The 16,267-nt window shown below is 58.6% G+C and carries 9 protein-coding genes; 2 read left to right on the top strand and 7 right to left on the bottom strand.

The features are described from left to right. Window positions 1–597 precede the first annotated feature (597 nt). From HUV26_RS10840 to HUV26_RS10830, 3 genes are all read right to left on the bottom strand, one after another. Entirely contained in the window at window positions 598–4,008 is a 3,411-nt protein-coding gene (locus HUV26_RS10840) for an AsmA family protein (protein ID WP_174410109.1), read from the bottom strand. A 102-nt stretch (window positions 4,009–4,110) separates the two neighbouring features. Further along, window positions 4,111–7,077, bottom strand: coding sequence for an EAL domain-containing protein (locus tag HUV26_RS10835; protein WP_174410108.1), 2,967 nt, complete (start codon window positions 7,075–7,077; stop codon window positions 4,111–4,113). Window positions 7,078–7,133: 56 nt separating this feature from the next. After that, on the bottom strand, window positions 7,134–8,366 hold the full coding sequence (locus HUV26_RS10830; protein ID WP_174410293.1) for an ABC transporter substrate-binding protein: 1,233 nt from the start codon (window positions 8,364–8,366) through the stop codon (window positions 7,134–7,136). A 149-nt stretch (window positions 8,367–8,515) separates the two neighbouring features. Between HUV26_RS10830 and HUV26_RS10825 the strand changes: the two genes are divergently transcribed. Next, window positions 8,516–9,484 carry a D-2-hydroxyacid dehydrogenase gene (locus tag HUV26_RS10825; RefSeq protein WP_174410107.1) on the top strand — a complete coding sequence of 323 codons (969 nt, stop codon included), beginning with the start codon at window positions 8,516–8,518 and terminating at the stop codon, window positions 9,482–9,484. 113 nt (window positions 9,485–9,597) lie between these two features. Here HUV26_RS10825 and zupT read toward each other — a convergent pair whose 3' ends face one another. Beyond that, window positions 9,598–10,428, bottom strand: coding sequence for a zinc transporter ZupT (zupT, locus tag HUV26_RS10820; RefSeq protein ID WP_174410106.1), 831 nt, complete (start codon window positions 10,426–10,428; stop codon window positions 9,598–9,600). Between the two features lie 340 nt (window positions 10,429–10,768). After that, entirely contained in the window at window positions 10,769–12,058 is a 1,290-nt protein-coding gene (gene thiC, locus HUV26_RS10815) for a phosphomethylpyrimidine synthase ThiC (protein WP_174410105.1), read from the bottom strand. Between the two features lie 195 nt (window positions 12,059–12,253). Here thiC and HUV26_RS10810 point away from each other — a divergent pair, with 195 nt between their 5' ends. Continuing rightward, window positions 12,254–13,246, top strand: a complete 993-nt coding sequence (locus tag HUV26_RS10810) for a glycosyltransferase family protein (protein WP_174410104.1) — start codon at window positions 12,254–12,256, stop codon at window positions 13,244–13,246. A 263-nt stretch (window positions 13,247–13,509) separates the two neighbouring features. Here HUV26_RS10810 and HUV26_RS10805 read toward each other — a convergent pair whose 3' ends face one another. Then, the gene (locus tag HUV26_RS10805; RefSeq protein WP_174410103.1) at window positions 13,510–13,983 is read right to left on the bottom strand and encodes a hypothetical protein; all 474 of its coding nucleotides are present in this window, start codon (window positions 13,981–13,983) and stop codon (window positions 13,510–13,512) included. A 62-nt stretch (window positions 13,984–14,045) separates the two neighbouring features. Next, window positions 14,046–16,157 carry a hypothetical protein gene (locus tag HUV26_RS10800; RefSeq protein WP_174410102.1) on the bottom strand — a complete coding sequence of 704 codons (2,112 nt, stop codon included), beginning with the start codon at window positions 16,155–16,157 and terminating at the stop codon, window positions 14,046–14,048. Window positions 16,158–16,267: the final 110 nt, after the last annotated feature.

Here is a 16,267-nt window from a genome sequence, read left to right as displayed (position 1 = left end):
GAAAAAGGTGTGCCAAGATTTTCACAAGGCGGCCGTATTCGCACATTTCTCCGTCAGGCAACGGCATACACCGCTTCAGCCCACAGGAAGCAGGCAGTTTTTGTGCCTGAGCGCTTCCCATCTTGTGCAAAACAGGAACATGGCAGCCACTCATTCTTGCACATGCACACATATGTGCATTTTACTGCACAACACATTGCACATCAAGGACAACTGCACACAGCGTGGGGAAATACACACGTACCGCTGCCGGCAGTACAAACGGTAACCGGCGTGACAAACCGGGGAGGCATTAGGGAAGAGGGATAGGGACAGGAATAGGAAAAGGAGAATAGGGTCCGCAAAAAAACAACGGCTTCCGCAGACAGCAACGCGCGCCGGGCACCCCGCTGCACCCAGGTGCAGCCGTTTCCAAGCGCAACGTCTTTCGGGTATAGCGGCTTTCAGGCATAGCGTCTTTCGGCGCAGCAGCCCTCAAAAACAGTGTCCCCCCAGCGCGGCAGCTCTCTGGTACAACACATCGCAGACAAGCCCGCCCGTCCTGAACAGAACCATGCAGCATGGGGCGGCTCTTAACGCACTGCCCGCCGCGCAAGACTAGCGGGTACGGGTGGAGTTGGTGCTCCCCATATTGCCCAGCGTTTCCAGCACACTGAACGGCGTGGTTATCACCCGGCGGAAGATGTTAAAGATGCCCCCTCCCAGCTTGCCAATGGTGCGGGGGATAATTTCAGCCCCCCGTATGGAGGTCTTGGGGTCGCTGAAGCTGCCGTAGATGCGCACGGGAAAAGTGGGCACTTCCGCATAGGTCACGTTGATCTGGTAGTCCAGATTCTTGCGGGCAAGGTCCACCACACCCTTGCCGCTCATGCTCATGAGCAGGGAACTCATGGAAAGATCGTCATTTTTAAGCACCCCGCGATCCATAACACCGGAGGCGGACGCCTTGTCAAAGGGCGTGCGGCTGCGCTCGCCGTCCTCGCGTGTGCCAAAGCTGTAATGCCCCTTTGCGATATCAAATCCCCATGTCCCGCTGAAGGCGCCGGGAATATCGTCGCCGTTGCGCAAAAGCCCCTGCATGTCCACGGATGCGGAAAGGGTGCCGCCCACATACTCATTCCCCGCAAAACGCAACGCAGCCGGTTCCAGATCAATTTTCCTTATCCGCACGGCAACCCGGGTATCCAGTCCGTCCTTAGCCACTGCGTCCAGTTCGCCTGTCGCGGTGCCCTTGTACATCCCGGCACGCAGGGGAGAAACACGCATCCTTCCCCCGGCAACAGAGACCGTGGCATTCAGTCCGGAGAATTCAAGATTACGGTAAATGATGTGATCAACCGCAATATCGCCCGCAATATCGTTGCGGCGCATCCAGTCCAACTTCCACGGCGCTGAGGAAGCTGGCTGTACGGCAGTCTCGTCGGCAGGCGGCATATACCTGTCGGCATCCAAAAAATCACCCCGCAGGGTAAAGCGAACGGTCGGCGTTTCTCCCCGCAGCAGGGAAAGAAACCCCGTCACCTTGGTACGGTCCAGCAGCATGTCCACATCGCGCAGCACCAGACTGCGCCCCTCAGACCTGAACCGCGTGCGTAACGTGGCGGCGTTCAAGGCTCTCGGATCGGCAGTGTCCCACACGTCCTTGCCGTACCGGGGTAAAAACTCCCTCAAAGAAACCTCATCCGTCACAAGCGAACCTTCCCAAACGGGCACAGTTCCCAGCAACTGGCTTCCCTCCACCGAGCATACGGCGGAAACATGCTGCGCAGAGGCGGTTGCCTGCGAAAACCGTATGGTCTCCTTATCCAGATCCATATCCATCCTTCCCGTAAGGGAAAAATCTATGGGAACCGTCCTTCCGAACGGCGCATCCGTTCCCTGCCAGCGCAAGGTTGTCCGGGCATCCTTCACCTGCACCGGCAACGCCCTGCGGGAATCAATAACCACCGGGCCGACCAGTTGCACGTCATACCGCTCCTGCGTGCCCGCAGGAACAAAATCCATCTTCATGTCCCAGTGGTATGGCAGATAGCGCGTGGCCTTGTCCGGGTCCGGGTGCTGGGTCTTGCCCTTAAGCGTCACAGAGAACGAATCCAGCGCATGGCGCGGCTTGGTCCCGTCGCGCAAAGCCATGGTCTGGACAGAGCCTTTCTGCAACGTTGCCTCCAGCGTACCCTCCAGCCCTGCTACCATACCCCATACGGTATCCGCCCCGGACTGCACCCGCGCCTTGCCGGTCAGCACTCCGCCCAGAACAGACTCCCCCGTCATAAGACGGCTCACCTCGGCGGTCTGCACATTGGTCACATCCAGATCCAGCGTCAGCACATCGCGTATACCCAGCAGCGCTTCCACCTTGCCGCCGTAAAACGAACCTATGGAGTACGAGGTATTTGTTCCCCCTCCCTGCATGGGCCAGCACCGGAAAGCAAGATCCCCGAACTGGAAAGACCGGGCCGTTCCCTTGGCAGCTCGAACCCGGATATCGTACCCGATGTCGTCGTCAGGGTCGTCATCCTCCTCAAGGTCCGCCTCAAGCACGGCCTTGCCGGGCCGGGCAGGCTGAGGCAGTACGGACGGCGGATTCTCCATAATTTCCGGAAAAATCCTGTTTACGTCCAAAAACGTCCCTTCCACGTCTATGTAGATGACGGGCCGCGAAAAATCCTCCACAGCGCCTTTGCCGGAAAGCTGCATACCCAGCAACGAAACATCCAGCGAGTCCACCACCAGTCCCTTGCTGTCCATCCGCAACACAAGGGTTCCGTCCAAAGAATCCAAAGCATGTTGCAAACTTGTGGGCAAAAATTCCCCGAAGCCAAACCAGTAGGGAAGACTCAGCTTGCGCACCTCCACCACTCCGGCAAGGTTACGTTCCGCAGCAGTACATTGGTTCACCTGAAGTGCTCCGGCAATTCCGGCCCCGTCAATGTCTGCGCTCAGTCCGTCTAAAATCAGGGTATCGGCGGCATGGTCAAACCGCAGAGCGGTGCGCACAGAAAGCGGCACAGCCCGCTCCCCGACATACATATTCCCCTTTACCGCCACGGTGGATGTGGCTGAACGCACCCCTGTAAAATGCTCCTCCAGCACCACATCGCCACGGGCAGTTACCGCCACATGCGCGGGCAGTATCGAGCTTTCAAGAACAAAGGAAGATTCGTAGGTCAGGCGTCCGTTGGTATCCACGTCCATATTCAGGCGGGAAACCCGGACAAAGGGAATGGTATCCTGCTCCATGGCCGGGGCTTCGCGCAGCACCGGAGCCACCGTAAAGCGTTCCTGCTTCCCGGTTTCATTCCCCACGGGTATCCCGCCGTCTGCCGTGCTGCCGTTCACATTTCCGTGCAGGCGCACACCGGACCACTGTGTCCCGTTCTGCGCATTGTCACCGCCCATCCCGGTGGTGGTAGGCATGGTTCCGGCTACGGATTCATCACGCCATTCGAACAGGCCATTTTCCACATCCAGCCCCACCAGATGAATGCCGCGAATGGCAAGCCCGCCCGCAAGCGCATGCCGTTCTGCTTCCGTAACGCTCTCTTCTGCAGCGGAAATAACCACCTCTCCCGCAGAAGCCACCCGGTCCAGCACCCTGCGCCACGGCATGCCCCCATCGGGCAGCGTGCGGAGCGTAACTGATGGAGATTCAAGAATGATGCGTTCAAAATCAAGCGTGCGGTCAAGCAGCGGTTTTAGCGCCACGGCAGCATGCAGCCTGCCCACCCTTGCCAGCACACCGTCCCCGGGTGCCTGCGTAAAGCCTTCTCCGGCGGGCGGCTCAAGTATGACCAGATTGTTCAGGGTAACGGCAAGCCGCGGGAAAAAAGATATCTCCACCCCGCCTTCCAGCCTGCATTCAGTGCCCGTGAGTGTGGTAAGATACTGCTCTATCCTTGCCGCCACAGCGGCGGCATCCAGCATGCGGGACGCCTGAAAGACAGCCGCCCCCCCAGCGAGCACCACGATCAGCAGCAGGATAAGCACAATACGGGCAAAAATTCGCACCAGATCATTCCAACGGTTGGGAGTTGTTATGCCGCATCGCAGTGCAGGGCGGACAGCAGAGAGGCTGCACGGACATGCACGGCAACCATGACGCAGAAGAAACTATAACCCCGATACGTTGGGGAAGTCATCCTTTTCGTATGACATTGCAAGATATGCCAGCGGATTTTCCAGACTGAGCAGGGTATCCACCTCGGCAGCGGGGAGTGCCGGAGCATAAAGGAATCCCTGCAAAAAGCGGCAACCGAATTCACCGAGCAACTGCGCCTGCGCCGGGGTTTCCACCCCTTCCGCCACCACATCCAGCCCAAGGCTGTAGCCAAGCGACAGAATGCTGCGCACAATGGAGCGCCCCTCCTTGTCATCGCCCAGTTCCGCCACGAAGGAGCGGTCTATCTTGATGGTATCCACCGGAAGCCGTTGCAGATAGCTCAAAGAAGAATACCCAGTACCAAAGTCATCAATGCACATATGCACACCCAGATCGCGCAACCGGCTGATGGTATCCACAGCCATGCTCCCATGATCCATGAGCATGCTCTCCGTTATTTCAAACCGCAGCAGGTCCGGGTTAACATTCCAGTTCCGGATATGCTGCTCTACATAACCCGCAAAATCAGGCTGCATAAACTGCCTGCCGGAAATGTTTATGCTCACGAACAGGTTCCCGTGATGCGCCTTCTGCTCCCGCCTGTTCCAGCGCTTTATGTTCCGCACCGCCTCTTCAAGCACAAACTCCCCAAGCTCCGTAATGAGTCCGGAATCTTCCGCCAGCGTAATAAACTCTGATGGCGGAACAGCCCCCATGCTCTCATGATGCCAGCGCACCAGCGCCTCAAACCCGCAGACCCGCCGCAACGATGCATCCACAATGGGCTGATACCATACCTCCAGTTCCCTGCGTTCCACCGCACGTCGCAATTCCGTCTCCAGCGCCATGAGCCGCAGCGCCTCTTCATGCATACGCTGGTTGAACACCTTGAATCGTGATTTTCCCAGTTCCTTGGCACGGTACATGGCGGTATCCGCATCGCGCAGCACCTCCTGCGGGTGCACATACGCAGAGGTCTTCAGCACAATGCCTATGCTTGCAGAGGTGAACACCTCATGCCCTCCGATATCCACCGGAAAACCCAACAATTCCTGTATGCGCCGGGCAATTCGTACGGCTTCACGCGGTGCGGCGATCTCTTCCAGCAGGATGGCGAACTCGTCTCCGCCAAAACGGGCAACCGTATCCACCTCGCGCACACATTCACGCAGTTTGCCTGCCACATGACACAGCAACTCGTCTCCTATGGCGTGCCCCAGACTGTCATTGATGATCTTGAAACGGTCCAGATCCAGATACAGCACAGCAAAATAGTATTGCGTGCGCCTCTGGTGGCGCGAAAGAGCCATGCGCAGATGGTCCTGAAAAAGCAACCGGTTGGGAAGCCCGGTGAGCGGGTCGTGAAATGCCTGATACTCCAGCCGTTCCTGCGCCTCCTTGCGCATGGTCATGTCTTCTAGAAAACCCTCAAAGTAGAGCGTTCTGCCATCCTTGTCCGCCACCTTGCGGGCGTTTGCCACAACCCATATCACTTCCCCGCTTCTGCGCCGGGCACGAAATTCAAAGTTCACCACCCTGCCGTGGGCACTCATCTCTTCCACAAACCGGATCCTGTCCTCAGGGTTGAGATATACGTCTCTAGCCACATCGGAAATGCCGGAGATAAGCTGTTCCGGAGCTTCAAACCCGAGAATACGGGCAAGAGCGGGGTTCGCGTTTATGCACCGCCCTTCCGGGGTGGTCTGAAAAATGCCTTCTATGGCGTTTTCAAAGATGGAACGGTAGCGTTCCTCAGTACGCCGCAGGGCTTGTTCCACCACGCGCCGCTCCGCATTCTCCAGCATGAGTTGCGAATTCATGCGCGAAAGCTCCCGGGTGCGCTCTGCCACCTTTCGCTCCAGCAGGTCATGCGCCTTCTGCATGTTCTCTTCCGCTCTCTTGCGCTCGGTGTTGTCGCGCATCAGACAGATGATGGAAAACACGCCCTCACGCTCAAAACAGACCATGGAAACTTCCAGCGGGAACATTTCCCCGCCGCGCCTGCAGCCAAAAATCTCGTAGCTGCGCACGGGCTGGTTACGCCCCTCCCGCGCCGCCTGCCGCAGCAGGGTAACAAGGCTTCTGTTGCCTTCACCACCCCAGGTGCCTGACGTAAAGGCATCTTCCAGCGTCAGCCCTTCCAGCCTGCCCACCTCGCAGCGGAAAATGGCGTCCAGCGCGGCATTGGTCCGCGCTACGCGCCCCTCCGCATCCACCACCAGCAATCCATCTGCTATATTACTGATAATGGCAGAGACATAGGCCACGGTTTCCTGCAATTCGCCGGTTTTTTCCGCAACGGCAGCCTCCAGATGGTTGATCAGCGTTGCCAAGTCCCGCGCCATGGACTGCATGGCTGCGGCAAGTACACCTATCTCATCTTTGGTGGTGATGCTGATGGAACCGGAAAAATCGTGCGCCGCCACCTTGTTTGCGTAATCCGTCAGGTCGGAGAGCGGACGCGAGATAGAGCGCATGAACAGGTAGGCCACAACAACGCTGACAATGAAGAAGACCATGGTCAGCCCATGCTGCCGCACCACCGCAGTGAGGATGTAGCCGGTGATGATGGAACGGTCCATGCCGATATGCACAAACCCGCCTGCTCCCGCCAACACGGGCACGCGCACGTACAGCACATCGCCCTGCGTCAGGGCTATGTTCTGCACCCGCTGTGCCTCCATAAGCACCGGCCCTGCGGAATCATCGATAAGCTCCAGCACGGCCTGCGGAATGACGGGAATAAACGTATGGGCCAGCACCTCGCCCGCCGAATCCGTCACCAGCACAAAGGAGACGCCCTCAAGGTCCAGATACTGGTCTATGCGGGACTGGATAGACGCCGCATCGTTACGGACGATGATATCCAGCTCCGACTGCGCCACGCTGCGGGCAATGGCCACAGCCTTGCTCTCGTATTCGTCCGTCAGGCGGTGGTACAGAATCCATGCGGAATACAGGGCCGTTACATTCGCCACAAAACCAAATAGGATAATAATAAATATCAATGTCTTGCGAAAGAGCCGTGAGCGAATCATCTGCGCCACCGTTCCCAATCCGCAACGGGTACATGCCTGCCGCCGGAAAGCATCATGAAATACACCCGGTCAAGCCCCTGGTGCCTGTCCGGACCGAAGCTCACCGGCATATCCAGCCCCACATCCAGATCCGCCATGCTCTCCAGCACCCGGGGAATCTTGCTTTTATCAGGGTTAGCCCCCATCCTGCGGAGCATCTCCACAATAAGACGGGCGTTCATGTAGCCCTCAAAGCTCACCGCGCTATAGCGTTTGGGCAGATAACTTTCCTTGCCCAAATGCGCCGGAAGCACACCGGAATAGCTGTCCATGGCGGCGCGATAGGCACGCACGGCTGGCAATCCGAGATCCTCGTAACAGGGCACAACCTGCATATGGACAAGGTCCGCCGTATAGTCCACTCCGGCTGCCCCGCCCATTTCCACAAGCAGACGGATGAGGTTATCACCATCCGCAAAGGAAACGCTGGCTGCCAGCGCAGTATTGCCCATATCCCGCAGGTCGCGGATAAACCCGGCACCTGAGGCGTAGGTGCCTATGCAGACCACGGCGTCAATGTCTGCCTCGTGCAGCAGGCGGGCCTGTTCCGTGTACGAATACTCCGTGCCGCTGCCCCGCGGGTAGGAAACATCTGCCACGGGCTTGAGCCCGTACTTGGCAAGAGCCCTGCGCACGCCATCCCAGCCGCCCCGTCCGTAGGCATCGGCCTGATAGAAGATACCCACCCGTGTACGCCCCAGAGCGATAAGCCTGTCCACCACGGCTTCTGTTTCCTGCATGTATGAAGCCCGCAGGTTGAACACAAATTCGCTGTAGGGCTCACTTCTGTGAGGCTCCGCACCGGTGAAGGGAAAAAGCAGGTATACGTGCCGGTCGCGATATTTGAGGAGAAGCGGAAGAATGCGGGTGACCGTGGGGGTGCCCACGTAGGAAAACAGCGCGAACACATCGTCACGCTCTATAAACTGAATGGTATTGGCAATGGTGGGCAGCGGGTTGTAGCCGTCATCAAGAGCCGTTATGCCAAGCTTTCGGCCGTGCACACCGCCTTTGGCATTCACCTGTTCAAAGCAGGCCGAGGCCCCCCTGTACAACTCTATTCCCAGCCCTCTGGAAGGTCCGGTAAACGCAGCTGACATGCCGAACGTGATGACCGGGTCTTCAGCCGCACGAGCTACGCCGCCGCATACGAGCAGGCCAGCCAGCAACACCGCACCCAACAATCGCATCGCGCCCAAGACACACCCCCGTCTTTTGGCACTTTACCCGCACCGCCCGAAAGACTATGTTCGAAGCATAGTTTCCTCACACATACCCATTTGCATAGCGGAAAAAAATACGCATTGGCAATACTATTTTTTCTAAGGAGAATGGACAGATGCGCATCATCGTTCTGGACGGCCATACCCTGAATCCCGGCGACAACCCGTGGAGTCCCGTAGAAGCTCTGGGAACACTGGAAGTATACCCCCGCACCGTACCGGACGATGTTGTTCCCCGCGCCTTGGGAGCGCAGGTTCTCCTCACCAACAAAACCCGGCTGACCGCACAACATCTCGAAGCCCTGCCCAACCTCCGGTTCATAGGCGTGCTGGCAACGGGATATGACGTGGTGGATATCCGGGCGGCGGCGCAACGCGGCATTCCCGTCTCAAACGTACCGGGCTACGGCACCAACGCCGTTGCCCAACATGTATTTGCCATGCTGCTGGAAACATACCGCCGGGTCACGGACCACGCCGCCAGCGTGCGCGCGGGCGAATGGACCGCCAGTGCCGACTGGTGCTACTGGAACTCCACGCAACTGGAACTGACAGGCAAAACGATGGGGCTTGTGGGTTTTGGCAACATCAGCCGCCGGGTGGCGGAAATAGCCCTTGCCTTCGGCATGCGCGTAATGGCGTACGTGCCCAGACCCAAACCGCACCCCGGATACGAAAACTTCGCCTTTGCCGGGCTGGAGGAACTGTTTGCCGCATCGGACGTTATAAGCCTGCACTGCCCGCTGACAGAAGAAAACAGGGGCTTCGTCAATGACCGCCTCATTGATGTGATGAAGCCGGATGCGGTGCTCATCAACACGGCTCGGGGTCCGCTCATAGACGAGCACGCTGTGGCACGTGCCCTGAATCAGGGCAGACTGGGCGGCCTGTGCACGGATGTAACCGCTGTGGAGCCCGTTCCTGCTGACAACCCGCTGCTTACCGCGCGCAACTGCCTCATCACGCCTCATCTGGCATGGGGAACCCTCACCGCACGGCAAACCCTCATGCAGACCACCGCCCGGAACATCGCCGAGTTTCAGGCGGGAACACCGCAGAACGTTGTGAACGCCGACCTTCTGTAGCAAGCCGGCATCGTACCACCCAAGTCTGTACACAACCATTCAGCCCCCGCACATGCAGTAACATGGCGGGGGCTGAATGGTGAACAGCGTCGTGGCGGCAGAGCTTTTCCCTGTTACAGCAGCAGCAATGAAAGCGCCATAACGGCCATGCCGGAGATAAGTCCGTACGTGCACAGGTGATGCTCGCCATATTCCTGCGCCGCCGGAAGCAGCAGGTCCAGCGATATGAACACCATAATGCCCGCCACAGAGGCAAACACCACGCCCATTACGTAGGGCGAGAGAAAAGGCATGAGGATCAGGTAGCCCACCAGCGCGCCCAGCGGCTCGGACAATCCGGAAAGAAAGGAGTAGCGAAAGGCTTTTTTGCGGCTGCCGGTGGCGTAGAAAATAGGAATGGAAACGGCAATACCTTCCGGAATGTTGTGAATGGCTATGGCCACGGCTATGGCAACGCCCAGCGATGGGTCAGCCAGTGCCGCCGTGAAGGTGGCCAGTCCTTCCGGAAAATTGTGAATGGCTATGGCCATCGCCGCAAATACCCCCATGCGCTTGAGTTTGCCGAAATCATGGGCGCTGTCTTTGGGCAGATTGGACTGGCCATCGTCCATTTCCTCAATAGAGTGCAACTGGTGCGGGTTTTCATAACTGGGCACCATCTTGTCAATGGCCGCAATAAGTGCCATGCCGCCAAAAAACGCCAGTGTGGTCACCCACATACCTGCATTCTCACCCACGTCCAGCACCAGCACGTGCTGCGCCTTGACGAATATCTCCACAAAGGAAACATACAGCATGACCCCTGCGGAAAAGCCCATGGCCACAGAAAGAAACCGCGTGTTGGTCTGCCGGGTCAGAAAAGCTATGGCAGACCCGATGCCTGTGGAAAGACCGGCCAGCACCGTAAGGCCGAAGGCGAAAAGCACCTGATCATTCGTGTACATGGCATCCCCGTGGCTAAGCTGATGTAACGCGTGCATGGGTGTAATACAGCCGGACGCAAGCCTGCATTGTGGGAACATGCCACAGTCTCCGGGCCGTGCGCAATCCCTTTTGTGTTCCTGCATGAAACAGAAAGGGGCCGTGCGCCACAAGTGCGCACGGCCCCTAAACACCGGAATCGGTCTTCCCGGCCGCCCTGCCGGTCAGCAATACGCCAACCGATATCAGCCCATATGCAGACAGGCGACAAACAGGCGACAACCTGCCAGCAGGCAGCAGGCAGCAGGAAGTGTTCAGAATGCAGACAAAGGCGCATGCAGGCGCACCGCAGCATTCTGCCGCTTATTCCCCGCAGGAGGGATTTTCTTCCACCATCTTGTACGCGCAGAACTTGCCGCACATGGCGCATTCGCGCTTGTCGCTGTGCTCTTCACGGCGCTTTTCCACCATGTCCGGGTCCAGAGCCAGAGTCTGCATGGCTTCCCAGTCCAGCGCCTTGCGGGCGCGTGACATGGCCATTTCACGCTGCACGGCATGGGGGCGGCCAAGAGCCGCTTCGCCAGCCTGCGCCGCAATTCTGGAGGCCATTACCCCGGCATGCACATCCTCTATGGAGGGCAGGGTCAGATGCTCAGCCGGGGTGAGATAGCACAGAAAGTCCACACCGGCCCGCACGGCGACGGCACCGCCTATGGCTCCCGCAATATGGTCATAGCCGGGGCTGCAGTCGATGGTGAGCGGCCCGAGTACATACAGGGGGGCTCCGTTGGTCAGCTTTTTGATGCCGCGTATCTGGGTTTCCACCTCGTCAAGGCGCACGTGGCCGGGGCCTTCGATCATGCACTGCACGCCTGCGGCAAGACCGCGCCGGGCAAGCTGCCCCAGCACCATCACTTCTTCCCACTGGGCGGCGTCACCGGCATCGCACCCGGCACCGGGGCGCAGCCCGTCACCCAACGAAAGGGTCACGTTGTGGGCACGGGCTATCTCCAGAATACGGTCATAGCCGGTCAGAAGCGGATTTTCCTTGTCATTCTGCAGCATCCAGCGCGCAAGGATAGACCCGCCGCGCGAGACTATACCCATCACGCGGTCACCGCCGGTGGCAAACTCCGCACCACGCCGGGTCAGCCCGCAGTGCACGGTCATGTAATCCACGCCCTGCAACGCCTGATGCTCAATCTCCGCAAAGATATCCTCCGGGTCTATCTCCGCAGGGTCGCGTCCGGCGTCAATGTATTTCTGGGCAACGGCGTACATGGGCACCGTGCCGAGAGGCAGGATGCACTTTTCCAGCATTTCCTTGCGAATGGCGTTCAGGTCGCCGCCGATGGAAAGATCCATCACGGTGTCCGTGCCTGCGTTGATGGCGGTTTGCAGTTTCACCATCTCGCAACGGACATCGTTTTTCAGCGGCGAGGTGCCGATATTCGCGTTCACCTTCACGCTGGCGGGCTGGCCCACCAGCACGGGTGCCACATTGCTGTGGTTGGGGTTGGCAAGCAGCACCATGGTGCCGCCTTCTATGCCCCGGATGATGGTCTCCGGGTCAAGGTTCTCGCGTTTTGCCAACGTTTCAATATGCTTATCCAGCATATTCGCGAGAGCCGCGTTCAGGTTCAGTATGGACATAAGGTCCCCTTTCCGGGTCGGAATATATGCAGGGACAGGCCGGGAACGACAACAACGGATAAATTAGATACCATTCCCCGGCTGATTGCAAGCACAGGCAGGGTCGGCGTTGAACATTCGCCCCGCTTCTGCCATAACAGGGCGCACTGCGCAGCGGCATAAATACCCGCTGTGCCCCACCGCAAGGACACGCCCATGAAACGACTGTTCTGGATAGGTTCCCCGTTCTTTTCCTCCGCCCTCTCCGCCTGCGGCTGGGATGTGTGCGTACACAATTTTGAGCACACCGCCGTTTTCGGCTGGGACGAAATCAGGACGATAGCCGGATGGGAACCGGACGTGGTGGTGGTGGCGGATAAAAGCCGCCCGCCGTTCGTGGTGGGCATGGAGCGTTTTCCGTGTCTTACGGTCTTTTACTGCGTGGACTCGCACATTCACAGCTGGTACCCGCACTACGCGCAGGGGTTTGATGCCTGCCTCATGAGCCTGCGGGACCACATGGACGGCATGTGCGGCGAATTTCTGCCCCGTGAACGGATATGGTGGTCGCCTGCCTTTGCCAAGGACGAGGACCAGCCGGGAAAATACGCCCCCCTGTGGGATGCCCTGTTCGTGGGTACGGTTCACCCGGAAACCACCCCCAAGCGCCACGCCCTTATGCGCACGCTGCAAGACGCGTTTCCCGGTCTGCACGTAACACGCGGCAACTACCGCGACCTGTACCCCAAGGCGCGGCTTGTTCTCAACCATTGCGAAGCGGGCGACCTGAACTTCCGGGTCTTTGAGGCACTGGGCTGCGGCGCATGCCTGCTTACCCCCGATGTAGGTCACGGGCAGGACCGGCTGTTTACGCCGGGGGTGGATATGCTTACCTACCCTGCAGACACACCGGATACCGCCGCAGCCATTCTGAAAGCCATGCACCATGCCCTGTCGGATGAAGCGGCCCTGCGGCGCATGGCGGCAAAAGGTCTGGCAAAGGTAAACGCGGAGCACAGGGCACAGCACAGAGCCCAAGCCTTTACGCAACGCATGCGGAGCCTTGACCGGGCAGCGCTTGTTTCTCGCAGAACGGAAAACGCCCGTGCCATACGGACACGGGCGTTGCGTCTTATCTATCTTCTGCTGGCGGAGAGCGTGGCTTCGCCGGTGCTGAAAAGCGCCTACCTGGCAGCCGCCTCCGATTGAGCCGACTGATGCTGTTTTCTGATGGCCTGAATTGTCAGGTCACGGCACCTGACCTCCCTCGCCGTAAACAAACACCACCTGATCTGTCTGCCAAACTCTTTGCCCAAAATCATTGCCCAATCTGTCTACGCTGCAGGCGGCTTTGTGAGGCTGCCTCGCCCGACCGATTGGGCAGGGGATTTGCCGGGCGGATTGGTCGGGCTTAAGCCTTATTGCATGCCGCAGAGGAAAACGCTATCGAAAAAACAGCGCACCGTGCGGGGTTATTCCGCTGACATCTTTCCGGCCTCATACGCGGCCTGAGCCTGCTGCAGGGTGGCAAGGCTGATGAAATCCAGCATGATGAGCAGTTCTTCCACGGAGTTCTGGCTGGCGTTCTTTTCCTTATAGGTCTTCACCTTGACCAAGTGCTCCTTGGTGACGATTCCCTGCCTGACCATATACTCCAGAAAGGTCTCCGCCCTTGCCTGTTCGCGTTGCAGGGCGGCATCGCTCACTGCCCGTTTCTGTGCCTCCACGGCTTCCTCGTGGGCCTTAAGCCTGCCCCGCAGCACCGCAAGGCTGGACTTGACCTGCTCCCGTTCCTCTTCCACGGAATGGATACGCATTTCTATGAGATTGTTTTCGTTTTCCAACTGGTTCAACATGCTGCGATAGCCGGATGACCGCTTCACCATGAAAACCATGACGAATGCGGCAACAGCCACACCGCCCAGAATCACAAATGACAAATCCATAGGCGCTTCTCCATGGAACACCCGGCACGGGACTCCGACTGTTCCGTCCTGTATGGGCCGGGCTATTCCGGCACAATGTATTCCGTTATGTTGTCACTTGCCTCTCCGGCACCCCTATCCCGCTTCTTCTTTCCGTCACCGGCACGCTGCGCAGGCTCGGAGTTTCCGGGCACGGTGTCGTCCTCCCAGACAAAATCCATGGATTCGCCGTTTCCCGCTTCCTGCCCGACAGAAACATCGGAAAGATACCGGCTGCCGTCCGCAGGCGGAGCATCATCGGTTATTCCCGCCGCAGCCAGAGCCTTAGCCAGAGCGGAGTCCATGTCTATGGGGGCGTCGTCACCGTCATCCGCAGGTATTTCCGCACTGCCCTGCTCGGGGGCTTCCGCAGTACCGGAAAACACGCCGGGGCTGGAAAACACAGCCGGTTCTTCCTCATCAGCCAACGCATCCGCAGCGATAACCGACCTGTCAGCAGGGGCATAGTCTTCATCCCCGGCTGTCTGCACGGGGCGGGCAGATTCCTCTTCATCCTCATCGAAAAAGGAAAACAACCTTCCACCGCCTTTGCCGAAGTAATCGTCGCTGCCAACGGAGCGATGCCCTGTCACAGCCGGAGCGTCTTCTTCATCCGTGACAATCTCTTCCGGCGTGAGCAGAATGACTTCCTCGTCGTCGTCCCCCGAGGTGTCATACGAGGCATGATGCGAAGTGTCATGCGAGGCGTCAGCGTCATACATGGAGGTATCATACGCGGAGGCGTCGTACGCAGAGGCGTCATCCGCCTGCGCATCGCTGAGCACCTGCGCCGTGCCGCGACCGGACACCGGGACAAGTTCAGGCCCGGCGGGCACGTTGCCGCCCTCTGCTACGGCAGTCTGCGCTTGCTCGTCAGACTCCATCGCGAAGGCTGCGAACAGCCTTCCAATATCCTCGTCATCGTCATCGACGTCCGGCTTAACGTCTTGCGGCCCAAAGTCTTGCAACCCGAGGTCTTTCGGCCCGACACCTTCCGGCACAATACCTTCCGGCCCGTATTCCGGCATAGCCGAGGGCAGAACTTCGGGCATGAAATCCGAACTGAAGTCCGGCCCGTCTGCGGCTATTTCGGCCTGCATATCAGCCGATATGCCCGCCCGGGCGGACACAGTAAAAAACACCTCTTCCGCATCCACTCCCGCACGTTCTTCCGCGTCCTGACTTGCATATGGGTCCTTACTTGCATCAGCGTCCGGCAGTGCATCGAACAGGGATTGCACATGGTCATCAGCCGATGCACGCGCCGTGTCATCCGCCTCCATCATGCGGAAGTCGCTTACGGGGACTTCTGCTTCAGGTTCATCGGAGCCTGCGGTGATGCCAGTCATGACTGCGGCGGGAAACGGGTCCAGCGTCAGTTGGGCTGCCGCCTTGTCCTTGCCGCGCCTGTCTGCCCTGCGTTTATTCCCGGAATCTTCTTCCTGACGGGAAAGTTGCAGCAATTCCGTCATGTCGAAGGCTTTGCCTGCGGAATCCTCTGCAGAGCGCTTTGCAGCACCGTCGGCAGCATCAGCAGCATCAGCAGCAACATAGGCAACATCATTGCCGGGTTCTTCAAACAGGGCAGACGGAGTCTTAGCCCGAAAGGGAGTCCTGACCTGAGAAACGGCATCATCATCTGCCAACTGCAACCCGCGTCCCGTGCGGGAGGAATCGCCCTTTCCCACAGTACCGGGACGCGGAATGTCCAGTTCAGGCAGCGCTGCGGAGGAAGCGGACACGGCATCGTCAACCTCCGCGACTTCGCTGTACGCCGACTTATCTTCCGCGCTGAAATAGTCCCTGTCCGCCTGCGGGTCTTCGTCCGTGAAAGCGGCTGCCCCGGTGGGCATTCCTGACGTGGCGGACCCGGCTGCCGGAGTATCTTCGCCTTCATTCTCCGCATACACCACGCTGCCGTCCCTGCCAAAATGCACATGGTTTCCGGTGGTTCCCGCCCTGTTGAACGCGCTTACCTGAGACAAGCGCTTTTCCATGGCACGCAGAGCCTCCATCACCTCATTACGCTCATCCTTCATGCGTTTGGTCAGTTCCTCAATGCTGCGCTGCATGAAGAAAAACATGACCATCAGTCCTGAAAAGCACAGCAGCATGAAAAGCATGAACGCCGTATACGGCTGATCCAACAAGCCCATATTTTCACTCTTTCGTTTAGTCGTCCGATAACGTACCATGCCTTTCCGGCATGTCCATTGCTGACATTTCTAGGCAGCTACCACAAAAGATAGTCCGTTAACAATACACA

Origin of the sequence: Desulfovibrio psychrotolerans (genome assembly GCF_013340305.1) — a bacterium.
GTDB lineage: Bacteria > Desulfobacterota > Desulfovibrionia > Desulfovibrionales > Desulfovibrionaceae > Halodesulfovibrio > Halodesulfovibrio psychrotolerans.
This window is presented reverse-complemented; position numbering and strand designations above follow the sequence as displayed.

Coding starts and splice junctions, on each gene's coding strand:
- HUV26_RS10800 (WP_174410102.1), bottom strand. CDS start 16,157: ATGGGCTTGTTGGATCAGCCGTATACGGCGTTCATGCTTTTCATGCTG.
- zupT (WP_174410106.1), bottom strand. CDS start 10,428: ATGTACACGAATGATCAGGTGCTTTTCGCCTTCGGCCTTACGGTGCTG.
- HUV26_RS10830 (WP_174410293.1), bottom strand. CDS start 8,366: ATGCGATTGTTGGGTGCGGTGTTGCTGGCTGGCCTGCTCGTATGCGGC.
- HUV26_RS10805 (WP_174410103.1), bottom strand. CDS start 13,983: ATGGATTTGTCATTTGTGATTCTGGGCGGTGTGGCTGTTGCCGCATTC.
- thiC (WP_174410105.1), bottom strand. CDS start 12,058: ATGTCCATACTGAACCTGAACGCGGCTCTCGCGAATATGCTGGATAAG.
- HUV26_RS10810 (WP_174410104.1), top strand. CDS start 12,254: ATGAAACGACTGTTCTGGATAGGTTCCCCGTTCTTTTCCTCCGCCCTC.
- HUV26_RS10825 (WP_174410107.1), top strand. CDS start 8,516: ATGCGCATCATCGTTCTGGACGGCCATACCCTGAATCCCGGCGACAAC.